A 15,193-nucleotide genomic window follows, 5' to 3' on the forward strand; every position below is an offset into this window, starting at 1 on the left:
ATTTTTGTATTATTCACTTAGCTATTTCTTTTGGTCAAACTTTCTTGAGCCATCCTGACTAAATCCTTTACCATGCTTCCGCCGAGCCTTCCTCCCACTTTACCTGCCTGTTTGGAAGTAAGTCGGCCATTATAGCCCTTTTCTAAAGGTACACCCATTTCTTTAGCTGCTTCGTATTTAGCATTCTCTGGAATATCGGCGTGGACAGTTCTTGCCTTCAAGTCGTCAAGTGCCCGCCGGGCTTCGGGCACAAGAATGCGGTTCCTTCTTCGGGACATCGATTTTCTCCTTTCCTTCTAGTTTTAAAGGCTCTATATAGAGGGTATGGATGAATGACTTCTTAAAAATTTTGAAGTCTTTCATAATGTTCCTTTTGATGATGGAATCATTCTCTCATATAAATTGGAAGAAAAATAAAAAGAAATGGAGCCGAAAGATGAAACTCAAACAAAAATCTCCATTAATCATAGGTCTTGTATTAATGGCAGTTTCCACATTAATTTGGTGTTTTCCTTTTATTGTTCCCTTTTTAGACCTTTCTGGAAGAGGGAAAGCAGGCTTATCGGCGGTTTTGATCGTGACAGCAGAAATTTTGTTTTGGATAGGGGTGCTGCTAGCTGGAAAGGAAGCGGCAAAGTCGTATAAACGCTGGGTTAATCCGGCCAGCTGGTATCAAAAAATAAAAGGGCGGCCTTGAAACCAAAAAAAGGAGGCTGTCTTCCAAGTTCCTTCGCTGGGACCAGCTTCCTGGAATTTTCATTCCAGGTGTCAAATAGACAGAAACTAAAAGAAAGCCTCAAATAAAGGGGGGGAATACTAGAAAGCTAGAAAGCCTTATCACACATTATTTCCAGTTCATCAATATTTATACAAAAAATCTGAAACATTTGAAGAAATTCAGAGGAGAAATATCCTGGATGATTATCGTGAGGCTCATACATAAGGGACCGTGCCGCTTGTGTAAAGCTCACTTGCGGGGATTTCAAGTACATTGGACAATCGTAATAGTGCAAGCAAATCAGGAACCTTTTCTCCCGATTCATATTTTTCCACTACATGAGTCCCAACCTGTATTTTCAAGGCTAACTCCTGTTTCGTTAACTTTCTCATTTCCCTTAAAATTTTTATGTTTTGACCCAGCTGTGACATAGGCATTCCTCCAATATACCAGACGTGTGTACTATTTTATTAGCGGAACCCAGGAAAGGTGCAGTACAATCTAAGATAATTTTGATTAAAGGACGGGCTTGTGTTATAATTTTTAATTGCGTATATAAGGAGAAAAAATATAAATATATAGGAGTGTTTTCATGTCTGAAAAATACGAAGTAGGTTCAGTAGTTAAAGGTAAGGTAACGGGAATTCAATCTTATGGTGCATTTGTTGCACTCGACGATTCTACACAAGGTTTGGTTCATATTTCTGAAATTACTCACGGTTTTGTAAAAGATATCAACGAGCATCTTAAAGTGGGCGATGAAGTAAATGTAAAGGTCCTATCTATTGATGAAAATGCCGGTAAAATCGGCCTTTCCATCCGTGCGACAGAGGAAGCCCCTGAGCGTCCTCAGGTACAGAAAAAAGCACCGAAGAAACGCCAGGCAACAGTTAAGTCTTCAACTGTTGCTGAAAGCACAGAAGGCTTCAACACTCTAAAGGACAAGCTGCAAGAGTGGATTGATCAGTCACAGCGCGAGGACTTGATCAAGAAGTAATAAGCTTACATGAATTCCGGCTGTACAGCACGGGCCATGCTCTAAGGATGGAACGATCCATAGACATGAGTCCTGCTGAAACAGCCGGTTTTTTGTTTGCATCCACATTTTTAAGGATTATGAACGTTACCCACCTTCCGCCTCAATTAAATGAGAAAGGGAATATCAGTCTCTTTTCTATATTCATAAATTGAAAAACATAAATATGCGGCATACCTTTTTATTCCTCGAAAGCGCTTTTAACTTTTGGTTTTTTTATCCCTGATGACCATGTACAATAAAGGAGAAGTTTCGGAATGGAGGAATAAAAGATGACAGTGCAGACGAAGTCAAATCGTGTGATTGAGCAGACTGATAAGTACGGAGCCAACAATTATCATCCCCTGCCGATTGTTATTTCAGAAGCGGAAGGAGTTTGGGTGAAGGATCCGGAAGGAAACAGGTATATGGACATGCTGAGTGCCTACTCCGCGGTTAACCAGGGACACCGCCATCCGAAGATCATCCAGGCGCTGAAGGACCAGGCAGACCGGGTAACCCTGACTTCCCGTGCCTTCCATAATGACCAGCTGGGACCATGGTACGAAAAAATCTGCGGTCTTACAAACAAAGATATGGCCCTTCCGATGAATACCGGGGCAGAAGCAGTGGAAACGGCGATCAAGGCTGCCCGGAGATGGGCTTACGACGTAAAGGGAGTGGGCGATAACCAGGCCGAGATCATTGCCTGTACTGGAAACTTCCATGGACGGACGATGACAGCAGTTTCGCTCTCATCCGAAGAGGAATATAAGCGTGGTTTCGGACCTATGCTTCCCGGAATTAAACTGATTCCATTCGGCGATCTTGATGCTTTAAAGAATGCAATCACTCCTAACACAGCTGCTTTCCTGATTGAACCCATTCAAGGGGAGGCAGGCATCATAATCCCTAAGGAAGGCTTCTTGAAGGCAGCGAGGGATTTATGCCATGAACATAACGTTTTATTCATTGCAGATGAAATTCAAGCCGGTTTAGCGCGATCAGGCAAAATGTTCGCCTGCGAGTGGGAAGATGTCGAGCCGGATATGTATATATTAGGAAAGGCATTGGGAGGAGGAGTGTTTCCGATTTCCTGCGTAGTTGCAGACAAAGACATTCTGGGAGTTTTCAATCCTGGGTCACACGGTTCAACCTTTGGAGGAAATCCTATGGCATGCGCGGTCTCGATTGCGTCACTTGATGTAATTGTCGAGGAAAAGCTTGCAGAGAGATCCCTTGAGCTTGGCGAGTACTTTGCCGGGAAACTAAAAGAAATCAACAACCCGATGATTAAGGAAGTCCGGGGAAGAGGCTTATTCATCGGTGTTGAACTTAGCGGGCCTGCACGGCCTTATTGTGAGCAGTTAAAGGAGGAAGGTCTTCTTTGCAAGGAAACACACGATACGGTCATCCGGTTTGCCCCTCCTTTAATCATCTCCAAAGAAGATTTGGACTGGGCAATCGAGCGAATCAAAAAAGTACTGTCTTAATCCCCAGCCAGGCAAATATTTATGCATTTTAGATAGAATAACAAAACATAGCCCAAATGCTTGGGCTATGTTTTGTTTAAACAAGGCTTTTTTTAACGGGTTGGTCTTGCTTCCGGGTCTCTTGCAGTCCGTTCCTGTGGATCTCGTACAAATAAAAGACCGATATTTACCAGACCAGCAATTCCCACAAGACCATAAATGATCCGGGAAAGTGCTGAATCCTGGCCTCCGAAAATGGCAGCAACAAGGTCAAACTGGAAAAAACCCACCAATCCCCAGTTGATGGCACCTATTATAGTAAGTACTAGGGCAACTCGTTGAATAGCACTCATGTTATACCCTCCTTTAATTGATGGTTCATTTTATAGATTGTATAACATGACGGAAATTATTCTCCTCCACTGAATTTAGAATTTAGAACTGAGAGATCGAAAAACATTCTTTTTTCAATCTAATTTTTTGATATTGTCCCGCAAATTTAGCATAATAAAGAGCGAAGGAGGCTGAAAAATATGTTAAATTTTACTTTTAAAAATCCTGTTAAATTGATATTTGGCAAGGATCAGCTGGATCAGCTCAAAAACGAAGTACCGGCTTACGGAAAAAAAGTTCTTCTTGTGTATGGTGGAGGAAGCATTAAAAAGAGCGGTCTTTACGATAAAGTCATGACGATTCTTAAAGACATCAACGTAGAGGTTCATGAGCTCTCCGGCGTTGAGCCTAATCCCCGGATTACAACGGTCCGGAAAGGTGTAGACATCTGTAAAACTGAAGGAATCGATTTTATCCTCGCTGTTGGCGGAGGAAGTGTAATCGATTGTACGAAAGCCATTGCTGCGGGTGCTAAATATGATGGAGATGCATGGGATATTGTCATTAAAAAGGCAGAAGTAAAAGCGGCCCTTCCATTTGGAACAGTCCTGACTCTTGCGGCTACAGGCTCTGAAATGAATTCAGGATCCGTTATAACGAACTGGGAAACTCAGGAGAAATACGGCTGGGGCAGCCCGCTTACATTCCCGCAATTTTCTATCCTGGATCCGGAAAATACATTTACCGTGCCTAAGAATCATACGATTTATGGTATGGTCGATATGATGTCGCATGTTCTTGAAACTTATTTGCATCAGGGAACGAACACAGTTCTGCAAGACAGAATGTGTGAATCCATCTTGCAGACGGTTATTGAAACTGCACCTGTTTTGCTTGAAAACCTTGAGGATTATGAGGCCCGGGAAACCATTCTTTATTCCGGAACCATTGCATTGAATGGTATGGTTTCTATGGGGATCCGCGGAGATTGGGCTACTCACAATCTGGAGCATGCTGTCTCGGCGGTTTATGACATTCCGCATGCAGGCGGTCTGGCCATTCTGTTCCCTAATTATATCCGCCATGTGATGAATGAAAATGTCGGCAGAGTCAAACAGCTTGCAGTCCGGGTGTTCGGTGTTGATCCGGAAGGTAAATCTGATGAAGAAGCAGCTCTTGAAGGCATCCAGAAGCTCAGCGATTTCTGGAGCAGCTTAGGAGCTCCTTCACGCCTTGCTGACTATGATATTGATGAGTCAAAAATTGAGGTTATGGCAGATAAGGCTATGGCTAACGGGGAATTCGGCAACTTTAAAAAGCTGAACCGTGACGATGTTTTAGCGGTATACAGGGCTTCTTTATAATACAACCGGGTAAGAGCACACATTTTTTATAAAATGTGTGCTTTTTTTAAAACATAAGAATTCGGAAGACTAAACAGGGTAACTTATATTATTAGGGCGGCCATTCAAGACAGCCGTTAAAAGGAGGATTAAGATGGGGCATATAAAATTCGACTATTCAAGCGCACTCTCTTTCTTCGGGGAGCACGAGGTCTCTTATCTAAAGGATGCAGTTAAGACGGCTCACAAAACTCTTCATGAGGGAACAGGTGCGGGAAGTGACTTTTTAGGATGGATTGATCTTCCTGTCGATTATGACAAAGAGGAATTCAGCCGGATTCAGAAAGCAGCGGAAAAAATTAAATCGGATTCCGACATTTTAATCGTGATCGGGATCGGAGGTTCTTATCTGGGTGCACGTGCAGCCGTGGATATGCTTCAGCACAGCTTTTATAATGCATTGCCGAAGGAAAAGAGAAAAACTCCCCAGGTTCTGTTTGCCGGAAACAATATCAGCTCTACATACATGAGAGACTTGATGGACCTGCTGGAAGGAAAGGATTTTTCCATTAATGTGATTTCTAAATCCGGTACGACAACAGAGCCGGCCCTCGCTTTTCGTATTTTCCGCAAGATCCTGGAGGATAAATATGGTGCTGATGAGGCGAAAAAGCGGATCTATGCAACAACGGATAAAGCCCGCGGCGCCCTGAAGACTCTGGCAGATGAGGAAGGCTATGAAAGCTTTGTCATTCCAGATGATGTCGGTGGAAGATATTCTGTCCTTACTGCAGTCGGACTGCTGCCTATTGCCGTAAGCGGAGCCAGCATCGAAGACATGATGAAAGGGGCAGCGGATGCCCGCGAGGAGTTCAGCAAGCCAGATATCGAAGAAAATATGGCGTATCAATATGCCGCCGTGCGAAATATTCTCTATGCCAAAGGCAAAACCATTGAAATGCTTATCAACTATGAACCGGGACTTCAGTACTTCTCTGAATGGTGGAAGCAGCTATTCGGAGAAAGTGAAGGGAAAGACCAAAAAGGCATTTATCCTTCCTCCGCTAACTTTTCAACTGACCTGCATTCGCTTGGTCAATATGTCCAGGAAGGACGCAGAGATTTATTTGAAACGGTCATTAAGGTGGAAGAGCCACGTCACTCCCTTAATATCGAAAAAGAGGAAAATGACCTGGATGGCCTGAATTACCTTGCAGGGCAGACGGTGAATTTTGTAAACAATAAGGCATTCCAGGGCACCCTGCTTGCCCATACGGATGGCGGAGTTCCAAACCTTGTTGTTACCATCCCTGCGATGGACGCTTATACATTCGGGTATCTGGTTTATTTCTTTGAAAAAGCCTGCGGCATCAGCGGCTATCTGCTTGGAGTCAATCCATTCGATCAGCCAGGTGTGGAAGCTTATAAAGTCAACATGTTTGCTCTCCTTGGCAAACCTGGATTTGAAGAGAAAAAGGCAGAACTTGAGAAGCGCCTGTAGTCTGATAAAAAGCCCGCGGGATTCTACCTGAGATCCAGCTGGTGTGATAGAGAGAGTTCGGAATGTTCTCGTTCCGGGCTCTTTTTATTGTCCGTTTGTGGGAAAACTGGCTAGAATAAACACCACAGTAAGCACAGATAATCCAGTCCCTTGGGGTATCCTAAGATTAACCTGGAACAAGGGGTGTGTTCTATGATAAAAATTGCTTCCCGAATTGAAGGGGAAATATTTTCGCTTTTCGATTTAGAACAAAGCCTGAAGCCTATAGGTTATACAATCGGCGGAAATTGGGATTACGAACACGGATATTTTGATTATAAAATTGACGATAGTCATGGATATCAATTTTTAAGGGTTCCTTTCCGTACCAAGAGCGGGCAGCTGGACTCAAGGGGAGCCGCGGTTGAAATGGAAAGGCCCTTCCTGCTTGCCCATAGATATGAAGGTGGACTTGATGATCATTCCAACATTGGGAATGTATCTGCCGCATTTAATCAATTCCAGGAACCTGAAGATCCTGATGCAGAATTTCCTGAAAAGTATGTGGGGCTGGGAAGATCGCTTGTCCAGGAATTAGAGTCGCTATTACTGGATTGATGCCGATTGGAGGATGGGGGGAGATTTCCTCCCTCAGCCTCAACGCTGCCTAATGTACATACAAAAAATATGCACCTGTTTTCTTTCTTAAAAATACTCTTCTAGTAAATGAAGCTATGCAAAATCAGACTTATCCATTAAAATGGACATGAACTGAATATCTTTGAGAGTGCCCTCATGATAGGGATAATAGGGAAACCGGTGCAAATCCGGTGCAGCCCCCGCTACTGTAAGCGTGTTAAAGAATGATAAAGCCACCGGGCCAAACCGGGAAGGCTTTTAGGCTTTGGAAAGAAAGCCGCGCTGAGCCAGGAGACCTGCTTTTAAAGAAAGAAGTACTTATGCTTCGGTGGGAAGAATAAGCCAAGACGCGGGATATTCATTTTGCAGGCCGGCCCTTGACTTATGTCAAGGGCTTTTTTGTCTTTATGGAGAGGCGAAAAACATCCATACATGCTGGCGCTTATATACCATCAGGCATACGGAAGGAGGAGAAAAATAGGAGTGAGGGGAGAATGACATGTGCAGGTAATGGAAGCTAGTCAAGCCAATAAATGAATATAGAACGGAGATTAAACGAATGAAAGCGAACAAGTTAGTCAGTATAATTGCAGCTCTACTGTTTTTAACCTTAAGTATCCTGACCGGATGCGGCTCAAATGGCGCAGGCCATGACGAACATAAAAAGTCTGAGACGGCCACAACAAAAGATACATATCCCGTTACTCTTACAGACGATGAAGGCGAGAAGGTAACAATTGAGAAGAAACCGGAGAAAGTCATCTCTGTTACTCCAAGCACCACGGAGATTGTATATGCTCTCGGGCTCGGAGACAAAGTTGTAGGGGTATCAGACTATGATAATTACCCTCCGGAAGTAACGAAAAAAGAGAAGGTAGGAGCAGTCGACATCAATCTGGAAAAGGTATTGTCACTGCAGCCGGACCTGGCTTTACTTGATGATACTCATTATAAATCACATAAGGATGTTATAAAAAAATTGCAGGATGCGGGAATTGCCGTTTTCATTATTAACAGCAGCAAAAATTCTTTTAAGGAAGCCTATGATTCCATCAAGCTGGTAGGAGAGGTGACCGGCACAACTAAAAAGGCGGACGCCATTGTAAAAGATATGCAGAATCAATTGGCTGAAATCAAGGAAAAAGCAAAAGCCGTCAAAGAAAAGAAAAAGGTTTGGGTGGAAGTATCCCCGCAGCCAGAGATTTATACAACAGGAAAAGGCACGTACATGCAGGAAATGCTTGATGCCATAGGTGCGGAAAATGCCGCCCAGGACCAGCAGGGATGGGCAAAGGTAAGTGAAGAGCAAGCAGTCAAATACAATCCGGATGTTATTATTACGACGTATGGATATTATGTGAAAAACCCTGCGGAGCAGGTCATGAGCCGCAAAGGGTGGGCCGCAGTTCCAGCGGTGAAAAATAAACAGGTTTTTGATGTGAACAGTGATACGGTCACGCGTCCGGGGCCCCGCCTTATAGAGGGAGTGGCGGCACTTGGAAAAGCGGTTTACCCGGATGTATTCAAGTAAAAGTAAAAGAATCACGCTTTTGTACATCGGGAGCATCATCTTTGTGATAGCTTCGATGATTATCGCAGTGTTCGCAGGAACGGTTTCAATAACCGTTCCTGATATTATTAGGATTATTATTCAGCATCTTACGTCACTCTCTGTCTATCATGGACCAAAGAGCACAGAAATGATCATTTGGGAAATACGGTTCTCGAGGGTGGTTCTTGCTTTCCTGGTCGGAGCTTCTTTGTCGCTGGCCGGAGCGGCCTTTCAAGGACTGCTCCGAAATCCGCTGGCAGATCCTTACACGATTGGAGTTTCATCAGGTGCTTCGCTCGGAGCTGTGCTGGTTATCTATTTTCAGCTGGATTTTGTCTGGCTGGGAGGATTTACGCTTCCTTTTTTCTCAATCGGAGGAGGGGCGGCTGCGCTGCTTCTGGTTTTTGGAATCACCAGACTGGCAGGCAGTACACTGGCCAATGAAACCATTATTCTAGCAGGAATTATTTTGACTTCTTTTACAGGAGCCCTTGTATCCCTATTGATGTCCCTGTCCACAAGAGAAGATGTCAAACAGATTTTTTATTGGCTGATGGGCAGTGTGTCTATGCGGGGCTGGGATGATGCAGGTCTGCTCGCTCCATTTTTCATTGTAGGAGCTCTTATGCTGCTGACACAGACCCGAGAGCTCAATGGAATGGCATTAGGCGATCAGGCTGCCCAATTCAGCGGAATAAATGTTCAGCAGAGAAAAAGACTGATATTAATCGGAGCCTCGCTTTTAACGGGGGGTGCAGTAGCAGTTTCAGGTGCAGTAAGTTTTGTGGGCCTCGTTATCCCTCATTTGGTCCGGCTTATTTCCGGAGCCGATCATAAACATTTACTTCCGCTTTCCATGTTAATAGGAGGCGGCTACCTGGTCCTTGCTGATCTGACGGCAAGGACGATTATTTCGCCTCAGGAGCTTCCGATTGGAGTGGTCACCGCGTTGATTGGAGCGCCGATTTTCACCGTGCTCCTGATTAAAGAACGAATGAGAAGAAGGGGATTATAAATGCTGAAGGTTCAGAGCCTGACAGGTGGATATGATAAAAAGCATCCTACAGTCAGGGAAGTCAGCTTTTCGATTACGAAAGGCAGCTTCTTTGCCCTGATAGGGCCAAATGGGAGCGGGAAAACCACGATTATCAGGCTGTTGATGGGAATAATGCCAACAGAGAGCGGCAGTGTCCTGCTGGACGGCCGGCCAATTTCTGAATATACGCCGCTCGAACTTGCAAAAAAGGTGAGTGTACTCAGCCAGGAAAACCAGGTTGGGGTCGACTTCACTGTCGAGGAAATTGTCGCACTCGGCAGATATCCCTACCAATCGAGACGGTTCTTTCAGGAAGAAACCATACAGGACAGGGCTGCAATTGATGAAGCACTCTCACTGGCCAGTATCCGGCATCTTAGGCATAAGCTATTTATGTCCCTGAGCGGCGGAGAAAAACAAAGAGTGCTCCTGGCAAAGGCACTCGCACAGGAGCCTGAATTAATCATCCTGGATGAGCCTACCAATCATTTGGATATTAAGCATACCCTGGAAGTTTTAAATGTGATTAAAAAGCTTCAGAGAGAGAAAGAGCTGACTGTACTCGCCATCCTGCATGACTTAAACATTGCCAGCCTGTATGCCGACCAAATAGGTCTTCTCCACAAAGGGAAAATGGCTGGCGTGCAGCCGGGCTTTGGGATGGAAGATAACAGGATCCTGTCAGATGTCTATGAAACACAGCTGTATGTTTTCCCCCATCCTGAGCTGGATCGTATGCTGGTAACGTATATGCCCGGCCAGGAGGAGACCCTTCTGGCCGGAAGCCCAACACATCCTTTCAGCATTGAGAGGGATGAGTACTCAATTACTATCCACTTCCACGGCTCTTTTAGAGCACTCACACTGGGGGATAAGGGCAGTGGTCTTGCATGGGCAGAAGGAATTTTCTGCGGCACTCAAAAAGAGCCTGATAGGGATTTCATTTGCTGGGAAACTTCCCGATTATCTGACACATGTATTAACGCTCAAAACCTTTCAGGAAGTCATTGTCTCCTATTGCTGTCCTCTTCCTCAGGCAAAATGAATATATTCTTTAGTACCGATTTCCCGTTAAGCGATGTGGATCTCATGAATCTTTCAGTCTTTATTGCCGAACAAAGGGGAAGGAACACAATCTGTGGGGGCGAAATAGGTACCGCTTCCCAAAAAGAAAGCCGGATGAGCCCTCCGGATGAAGTGAAGCATGTTTTTTTAGAAGATGCCTGTAAATGGGTGAGCCAAATTCTTCAAGAGCATAGTCACACCGTTAAGGGGAGTCTGTAATAAAATCCTGGATAGAAACCAGTTGAACAAAACAAAAGCAGGTGGAGAAATATTTCGTTTTCTCCGCCTGCTTTATTTTATGGACTTATTTGGACAGTCCTTTTTGTTCGCATTATTGCTGCAATGAAACCCAGACGCTCTTCACCTCAGTATAGTTATTCAATGCATATGAGCCCATTTCCCTTCCCATACCGGAAGATTTATATCCGCCAAATGGAGAAGCAGCATCAAAGGCATTATAGCAGTTAATCCAGACTGTACCGGCACGGATCTTACTGGCCACATAATGGGCTTTGGCTAAGTCCTGGGTCCACAGCCCTGCAGCAAGACCGTATTCACTGGCATTTGCACGGGCAATTACTTCATCGAGATCCTCATACGGCATAGCTGCGATGACAGGACCGAAGATCTCTTCCTTCGCAATGGTCATTTCATCGTTTACGTTAGCAAAAATGGTCGGTGATACAAAATAGCCGTTCTCGTACGGATTGTTTCCGCCGGCAACCACTTCCGCTCCTTCACTTTTCCCTTTTTCGATGTATCCAAGAACCCGGTTGTGCTGCTCCTCTGAAACCAGCGGACCGATCTGGGTAGAAGGATCCAGTCCTGCACCCTGTTTGATTTTTTGGGCATGGGACGTCATGTCTGCTACGACATTATCATAATGCTTCTTCTGGATAAAGACACGGGAGCCTGCACAGCAGACCTGGCCTTGATTGAACATCACCCCTGACAGGGCGCCTGGAATAGCACGAGTCAGATCGGCATCCGGCAGAATGATATTCGGAGATTTCCCGCCAAGCTCCAGTGTGACACGCTTCAATGAGCCGGCAGCAGATCTCATGATCAGCTTTCCAACCTCAGTTGAACCAGTAAATGCAATTTTATCAACCAGCGGGTGGTTTACGAGAGCCTGTCCTGCTGTTTCCCCGAAGCCTGGAACAATATTGACCACACCTGGAGGGAATCCTGCTTCTTCAATAAGTTCTGCAAGGTAAAGGGCTGAAAGCGGAGTTTGTTCTGCCGGTTTCAGCACCACGGTACATCCGGTCGCAAGTGCGGCACCAAGCTTCCACATCGCCATCAAGAGCGGGAAGTTCCATGGGATAATCTGGCCGACAACACCGACCGCTTCATGACGGGTGTAGTTAAAATAGTTACCGCTGACCGGAATGGTCTGTCCTGTAATCTTGGTAGACCAGCCGGCATAATAGCGCATATGCTCGATGGCCAGAGGAATATCAGCATTAGTTGTTTCTGAAATAGGCTTTCCGTTATCGAGGGTTTCCAGCTGTGCAAGTTCTTCCTTGTGCTCCTCCATTAAATCCGCAAGCTTATACATGAGCCTGCTTCTGGACGCGGCGCTCATTCTGGACCATGCTCCTTTATCAAAGGCGTTTCTGGCTGCGCGGACAGCGCGGTCTATGTCCTCCTCGCTGCCTTCAAAAACAGTCGCAAGAACTTCTCCTGTGGCAGGATTTGGGGTAGTAAATGTCTTTCCTGAGGCGCTTTCTACAAACTCACCATTCACATAAAATTTTTTGGATCCCTGTAAAAATCGGCTGAGCCTTTGGTTAACTTCAAGAGTAGCGTTGGACATTTTTATTCCTCCCTCTTAAATAGAAAATGACTATGTAGAAATGTAAGCGGTTACGAAATTAGTATAATACCTTATTGCAGAAAATTCAAAAAATAACTTTGATAAACTCTTCGACAAATTTCACAGAGTTTTTGCGATGAATTGCATAATAAAACGCCGCACCGGAGCGCAGCGGGTATTTTATCTTTTTGTGACTGTAAAATTATCTTCTATCAGCAGCCAGTTTTGTGGAAAGGAGAGCCCGAGCTTCCAGTAACTCATTCCTCTAAGATTCAATTCCTTCACCAAATCAAATTTAGCCTGAATCGAACGGGCATCCTCAAACCATACTTCATGCCGCTTTCCCGATGGATCATTATAGTAAAAAAATGGTGCCTGTGCTTTGCTGTCATATTGGATTTCTACATTTTCCCGCGCAGCGAGGGAGATTGCCTGCTGAGGGCTCAAAGCCCTTGCAGTGGAGCCCTGCACAAAAGGAAGCGTCCAATCGTATCCATACAGATTCTGTCCCATCATAATCTTTGAAGAAGGCATCTCAGTTAAGGCATATTCAATGACTTTCCTGACAGGGCCGATCGGCGATACTGCCTGTGCCGGCCCGCCGCTGTAGCCCCACTCGTAGGTCATAAGCACGACAAAGTCGGCGATTTCACCGTGTGCCCGGTAATCATGGGCTTCATACCACCTTCCCTGCTGGGTCCTGCTTGTTTTTGGCGCAAGTGCGGTTGACATCAGCCAGCCCTGCTGGCCGAAGCGAGCTTTTGCCTTGCGGAGAAAGCGATTGTAGGCCTCTCGATCCACGGGCCGAAGGAATTCAAAGTCAAAGTGGATATCCCGGAACCCGAGCCGTGTGGCAGTGGATACGATATTATCTAAAAAACGATCCTGAACTTCCATATTATTGAGTAAGATTCTTCCGAGCTCATCACTGAATTGGTCCTGCTCCTGGTTTGTAATCACCATCATTAAAACATTCTGGTTTTCTCTTGCGATTTCCGGAAAATTATCAAGCAGCGGCGGCTTAAGGCTTCCATCCCTCTGTGCCTGAAAACTGAATGGGGCAAGATATGTTAAATGGGGGGCTGCCCTTCTTGCATCGGTTATGAGTGCTTGTGCTACAGAAGTTCCCCTTGGTTCGACATAAGCATTGAATTCTGCCTGCCTTTTGGGGCGGGAAGGAATGTACAGCCGTAAGCCAATGGCAAGCGGCTGTGATTCGGAAAGCGCATTAACCCGGGCCAGCTCGGCCGGACTCAGTCCAAAGCGCCGTGCTATCTCCCAAAGGCTGTCACCCCTCCTGACAAAATAATAGCTCCCCCTTATAGGGATTACCATGGCCTGGCCGACGACTAAATCATCCGGGTTTGGAAGCTGATTAGCTGAAATGATGGCTTGGGCTGTAACTCCATAAAGCCTGGCAATAGAAGATACCGTTTGATTGCGTGAAACCACATGTATTTGCATTTTCCCCCTCCTAAAAGCATGCAGATGCTATCACAATCATATGAAGCAACCTGGCAATACATGTTCATTTAATACACTTCCTTCAATGGGAAAAAGAAAACCTTTTGAAATCGGGAATAGTGGCATATGGGCTTCTTCTGGAGAAAAATATCCGTATAGCAGGGAAATAGGGTGTTTTCTTCCAGTCTTACTGCAGTGCGGGAGACGGACCATGGAACATGATGAATATCTCCCCGGCAGAGCTTTTCCCCGCGCTTTGTGAAAAGAGCATACCGTTCAAGAAGCCACTGATCCAGGGTTCCTTCATCCGGTCTAAAGACTTCATGATCAGGGTGATAAAAGGCAGCAAAATTCTGCAGGTTCCTTCCGGTAAATCTGCGGCTGCTCCTGAAGAAAAAGTCTTCTCCGGACTTAAAGCTCATTTTAGAGAGTTTATACGGAAGGGAAAAAAATGTTTTAGCACCGAATACGGAAGGGAAAAGATCTGCATCCAGGCTAAAAAAGAAAATACCCGGAATCCCATTAAACCTCACATAGGTTCTGACATTCAGTTCGAGATAGCTCGTCATTCCTGGAATGGGGGGCAGACCGTGAAACCTCATGCCGGTCACTTTAAAAGGCGTTAGTGTAAGCCACGCATCCCCTTTAAATACATCAAGCTGGAATTCTTCGGGAATCAAGCTTCTCAGGCTTTCAGAAGATACTGGCCAATGAAGAAATAACAGGTCATTCCATTCCTGCTTTAACAGCCACGGCTCCTCCGGCAGGCTGTAGGGCCGGTGCGAGGTCTGGCTGAACTCTTTATGCATGCAAACCCACCTTCACTTTTAGACGTTCCTATCTATCCCTTACCTCAAAGCTTGGGAAGGCTAACTTCCACACATGGGTTATTAAAGTCCTGCTAAGGACCTAAATACTTTTCGACAATATCATTACCCGGCCGGCTTTTATATAAATTGCAGTTTTTTAATCGTATAAAAAACCAGGACCAGTTCTTTTTTCCTAAATGCAGGGAACTCTCAAAAAAAGGAAGAGTGAAGTCAGGCACCTGCCGGAGTAAGGTTTTTAAGCATTTTCCGTCAAAAAGGGAGTTTCCTTGTTTGTCGATAAAAGAGGACTTCTGAAGGAGAGAGATTTTTCTGAAAAAAATATATAATATTTTAGGTAATTTTATTATATTTTGCATAATTCGCTAAAATAATCCAAATAGCATGTAATAGTTTACGAATTATGTATGAAACTTTTACCCTAGCTTAA

Annotated in this window: 15 protein-coding genes and 1 riboswitch; of the genes, 9 read left to right on the forward strand and 6 right to left on the reverse strand. The window is 45.0% G+C overall.

Annotation, left to right across the window (positions count from 1 at the left end; translation table 11 throughout):
- Positions 1 to 17: 17 nt before the first annotated feature.
- Complete coding sequence (locus H539_RS0117900; protein WP_026694649.1) at positions 18 to 278, reverse strand: alpha/beta-type small acid-soluble spore protein; 261 nt, start codon at positions 276 to 278, stop codon at positions 18 to 20.
- A gap of 158 nt (positions 279 to 436) precedes the next feature.
- Between H539_RS0117900 and H539_RS0117905 the strand changes: the two genes are divergently transcribed.
- Positions 437 to 697 carry a transporter suffix domain-containing protein gene (locus H539_RS0117905; protein ID WP_026694650.1) on the forward strand — a complete coding sequence of 87 codons (261 nt, stop codon included), beginning with the start codon at positions 437 to 439 and terminating at the stop codon, positions 695 to 697.
- Positions 698 to 933: 236 nt separating this feature from the next.
- Here H539_RS0117905 and H539_RS29000 read toward each other — a convergent pair whose 3' ends face one another.
- Positions 934 to 1,149 (reverse strand): helix-turn-helix domain-containing protein, encoded by a 216-nt coding sequence (locus H539_RS29000; RefSeq protein WP_035323091.1) that lies wholly within the window; start codon positions 1,147 to 1,149, stop codon positions 934 to 936.
- A 161-nt stretch (positions 1,150 to 1,310) separates the two neighbouring features.
- Between H539_RS29000 and yugI the strand changes: the two genes are divergently transcribed.
- Together yugI and H539_RS0117920 are read left to right on the forward strand one after the other, a co-directional pair.
- On the forward strand, positions 1,311 to 1,715 hold the full coding sequence (yugI, locus tag H539_RS0117915; protein WP_026694651.1) for a S1 domain-containing post-transcriptional regulator GSP13: 405 nt from the start codon (positions 1,311 to 1,313) through the stop codon (positions 1,713 to 1,715).
- A 311-nt stretch (positions 1,716 to 2,026) separates the two neighbouring features.
- On the forward strand, positions 2,027 to 3,226 hold the full coding sequence (locus H539_RS0117920) for an ornithine--oxo-acid transaminase (RefSeq protein ID WP_026694652.1): 1,200 nt from the start codon (positions 2,027 to 2,029) through the stop codon (positions 3,224 to 3,226).
- Between the two features lie 92 nt (positions 3,227 to 3,318).
- Here H539_RS0117920 and H539_RS0117925 read toward each other — a convergent pair whose 3' ends face one another.
- The gene (locus tag H539_RS0117925; protein ID WP_026694653.1) at positions 3,319 to 3,558 is read right to left on the reverse strand and encodes a DUF378 domain-containing protein; all 240 of its coding nucleotides are present in this window, start codon (positions 3,556 to 3,558) and stop codon (positions 3,319 to 3,321) included.
- A 180-nt stretch (positions 3,559 to 3,738) separates the two neighbouring features.
- Here H539_RS0117925 and H539_RS0117930 point away from each other — a divergent pair, with 180 nt between their 5' ends.
- From H539_RS0117930 to H539_RS29005, 6 genes are all read left to right on the forward strand, one after another.
- Positions 3,739 to 4,902, forward strand: coding sequence for an iron-containing alcohol dehydrogenase (locus H539_RS0117930; protein ID WP_026694654.1), 1,164 nt, complete (start codon positions 3,739 to 3,741; stop codon positions 4,900 to 4,902).
- Between the two features lie 133 nt (positions 4,903 to 5,035).
- Entirely contained in the window at positions 5,036 to 6,382 is a 1,347-nt protein-coding gene (locus H539_RS0117935) for a glucose-6-phosphate isomerase (protein ID WP_026694655.1), read from the forward strand.
- Between the two features lie 192 nt (positions 6,383 to 6,574).
- The gene (locus H539_RS0117940) at positions 6,575 to 6,979 is read left to right on the forward strand and encodes a YugN-like family protein (protein WP_026694656.1); all 405 of its coding nucleotides are present in this window, start codon (positions 6,575 to 6,577) and stop codon (positions 6,977 to 6,979) included.
- A gap of 150 nt (positions 6,980 to 7,129) precedes the next feature.
- Positions 7,130 to 7,318: riboswitch (cobalamin riboswitch) on the forward strand.
- Positions 7,319 to 7,559: 241 nt separating this feature from the next.
- A complete protein-coding gene (locus H539_RS0117955; protein WP_026694657.1) occupies positions 7,560 to 8,531 on the forward strand; it encodes an ABC transporter substrate-binding protein in 972 nt (323 codons plus the stop codon).
- Positions 8,518 to 9,567 carry a FecCD family ABC transporter permease gene (locus H539_RS0117960; protein ID WP_035323209.1) on the forward strand — a complete coding sequence of 350 codons (1,050 nt, stop codon included), beginning with the start codon at positions 8,518 to 8,520 and terminating at the stop codon, positions 9,565 to 9,567. The genes H539_RS0117955 and H539_RS0117960 overlap by 14 nt, the downstream gene beginning before the upstream one ends.
- Complete coding sequence (locus H539_RS29005) at positions 9,568 to 10,872, forward strand: ABC transporter ATP-binding protein (protein ID WP_051348661.1); 1,305 nt, start codon at positions 9,568 to 9,570, stop codon at positions 10,870 to 10,872. It abuts the gene before it with no gap.
- Between the two features lie 112 nt (positions 10,873 to 10,984).
- Here the strand turns inward: H539_RS29005 and H539_RS0117970 are convergent, their stop codons facing one another.
- The 3 genes from H539_RS0117970 to H539_RS0117980 all read right to left on the reverse strand — a co-directional run bounded on the left by H539_RS0117970 (position 10,985) and on the right by H539_RS0117980 (position 14,745).
- Entirely contained in the window at positions 10,985 to 12,472 is a 1,488-nt protein-coding gene (locus H539_RS0117970; protein WP_026694659.1) for an aldehyde dehydrogenase family protein, read from the reverse strand.
- Between the two features lie 180 nt (positions 12,473 to 12,652).
- Positions 12,653 to 13,936, reverse strand: a complete 1,284-nt coding sequence (locus tag H539_RS0117975) for a glycoside hydrolase family 18 protein (RefSeq protein WP_026694660.1) — start codon at positions 13,934 to 13,936, stop codon at positions 12,653 to 12,655.
- Between the two features lie 68 nt (positions 13,937 to 14,004).
- Positions 14,005 to 14,745: a YqjF family protein gene (locus tag H539_RS0117980; protein ID WP_026694661.1), complete on the reverse strand. Its 741-nt coding sequence runs from the start codon at positions 14,743 to 14,745 to the stop codon at positions 14,005 to 14,007.
- Between the last annotated feature and the right edge of the window lie 448 nt (positions 14,746 to 15,193).

The organism is Peribacillus kribbensis DSM 17871, assembly GCF_000430765.1.
Lineage (GTDB): Bacteria > Bacillota > Bacilli > Bacillales > DSM-1321 > Paraperibacillus > Paraperibacillus kribbensis.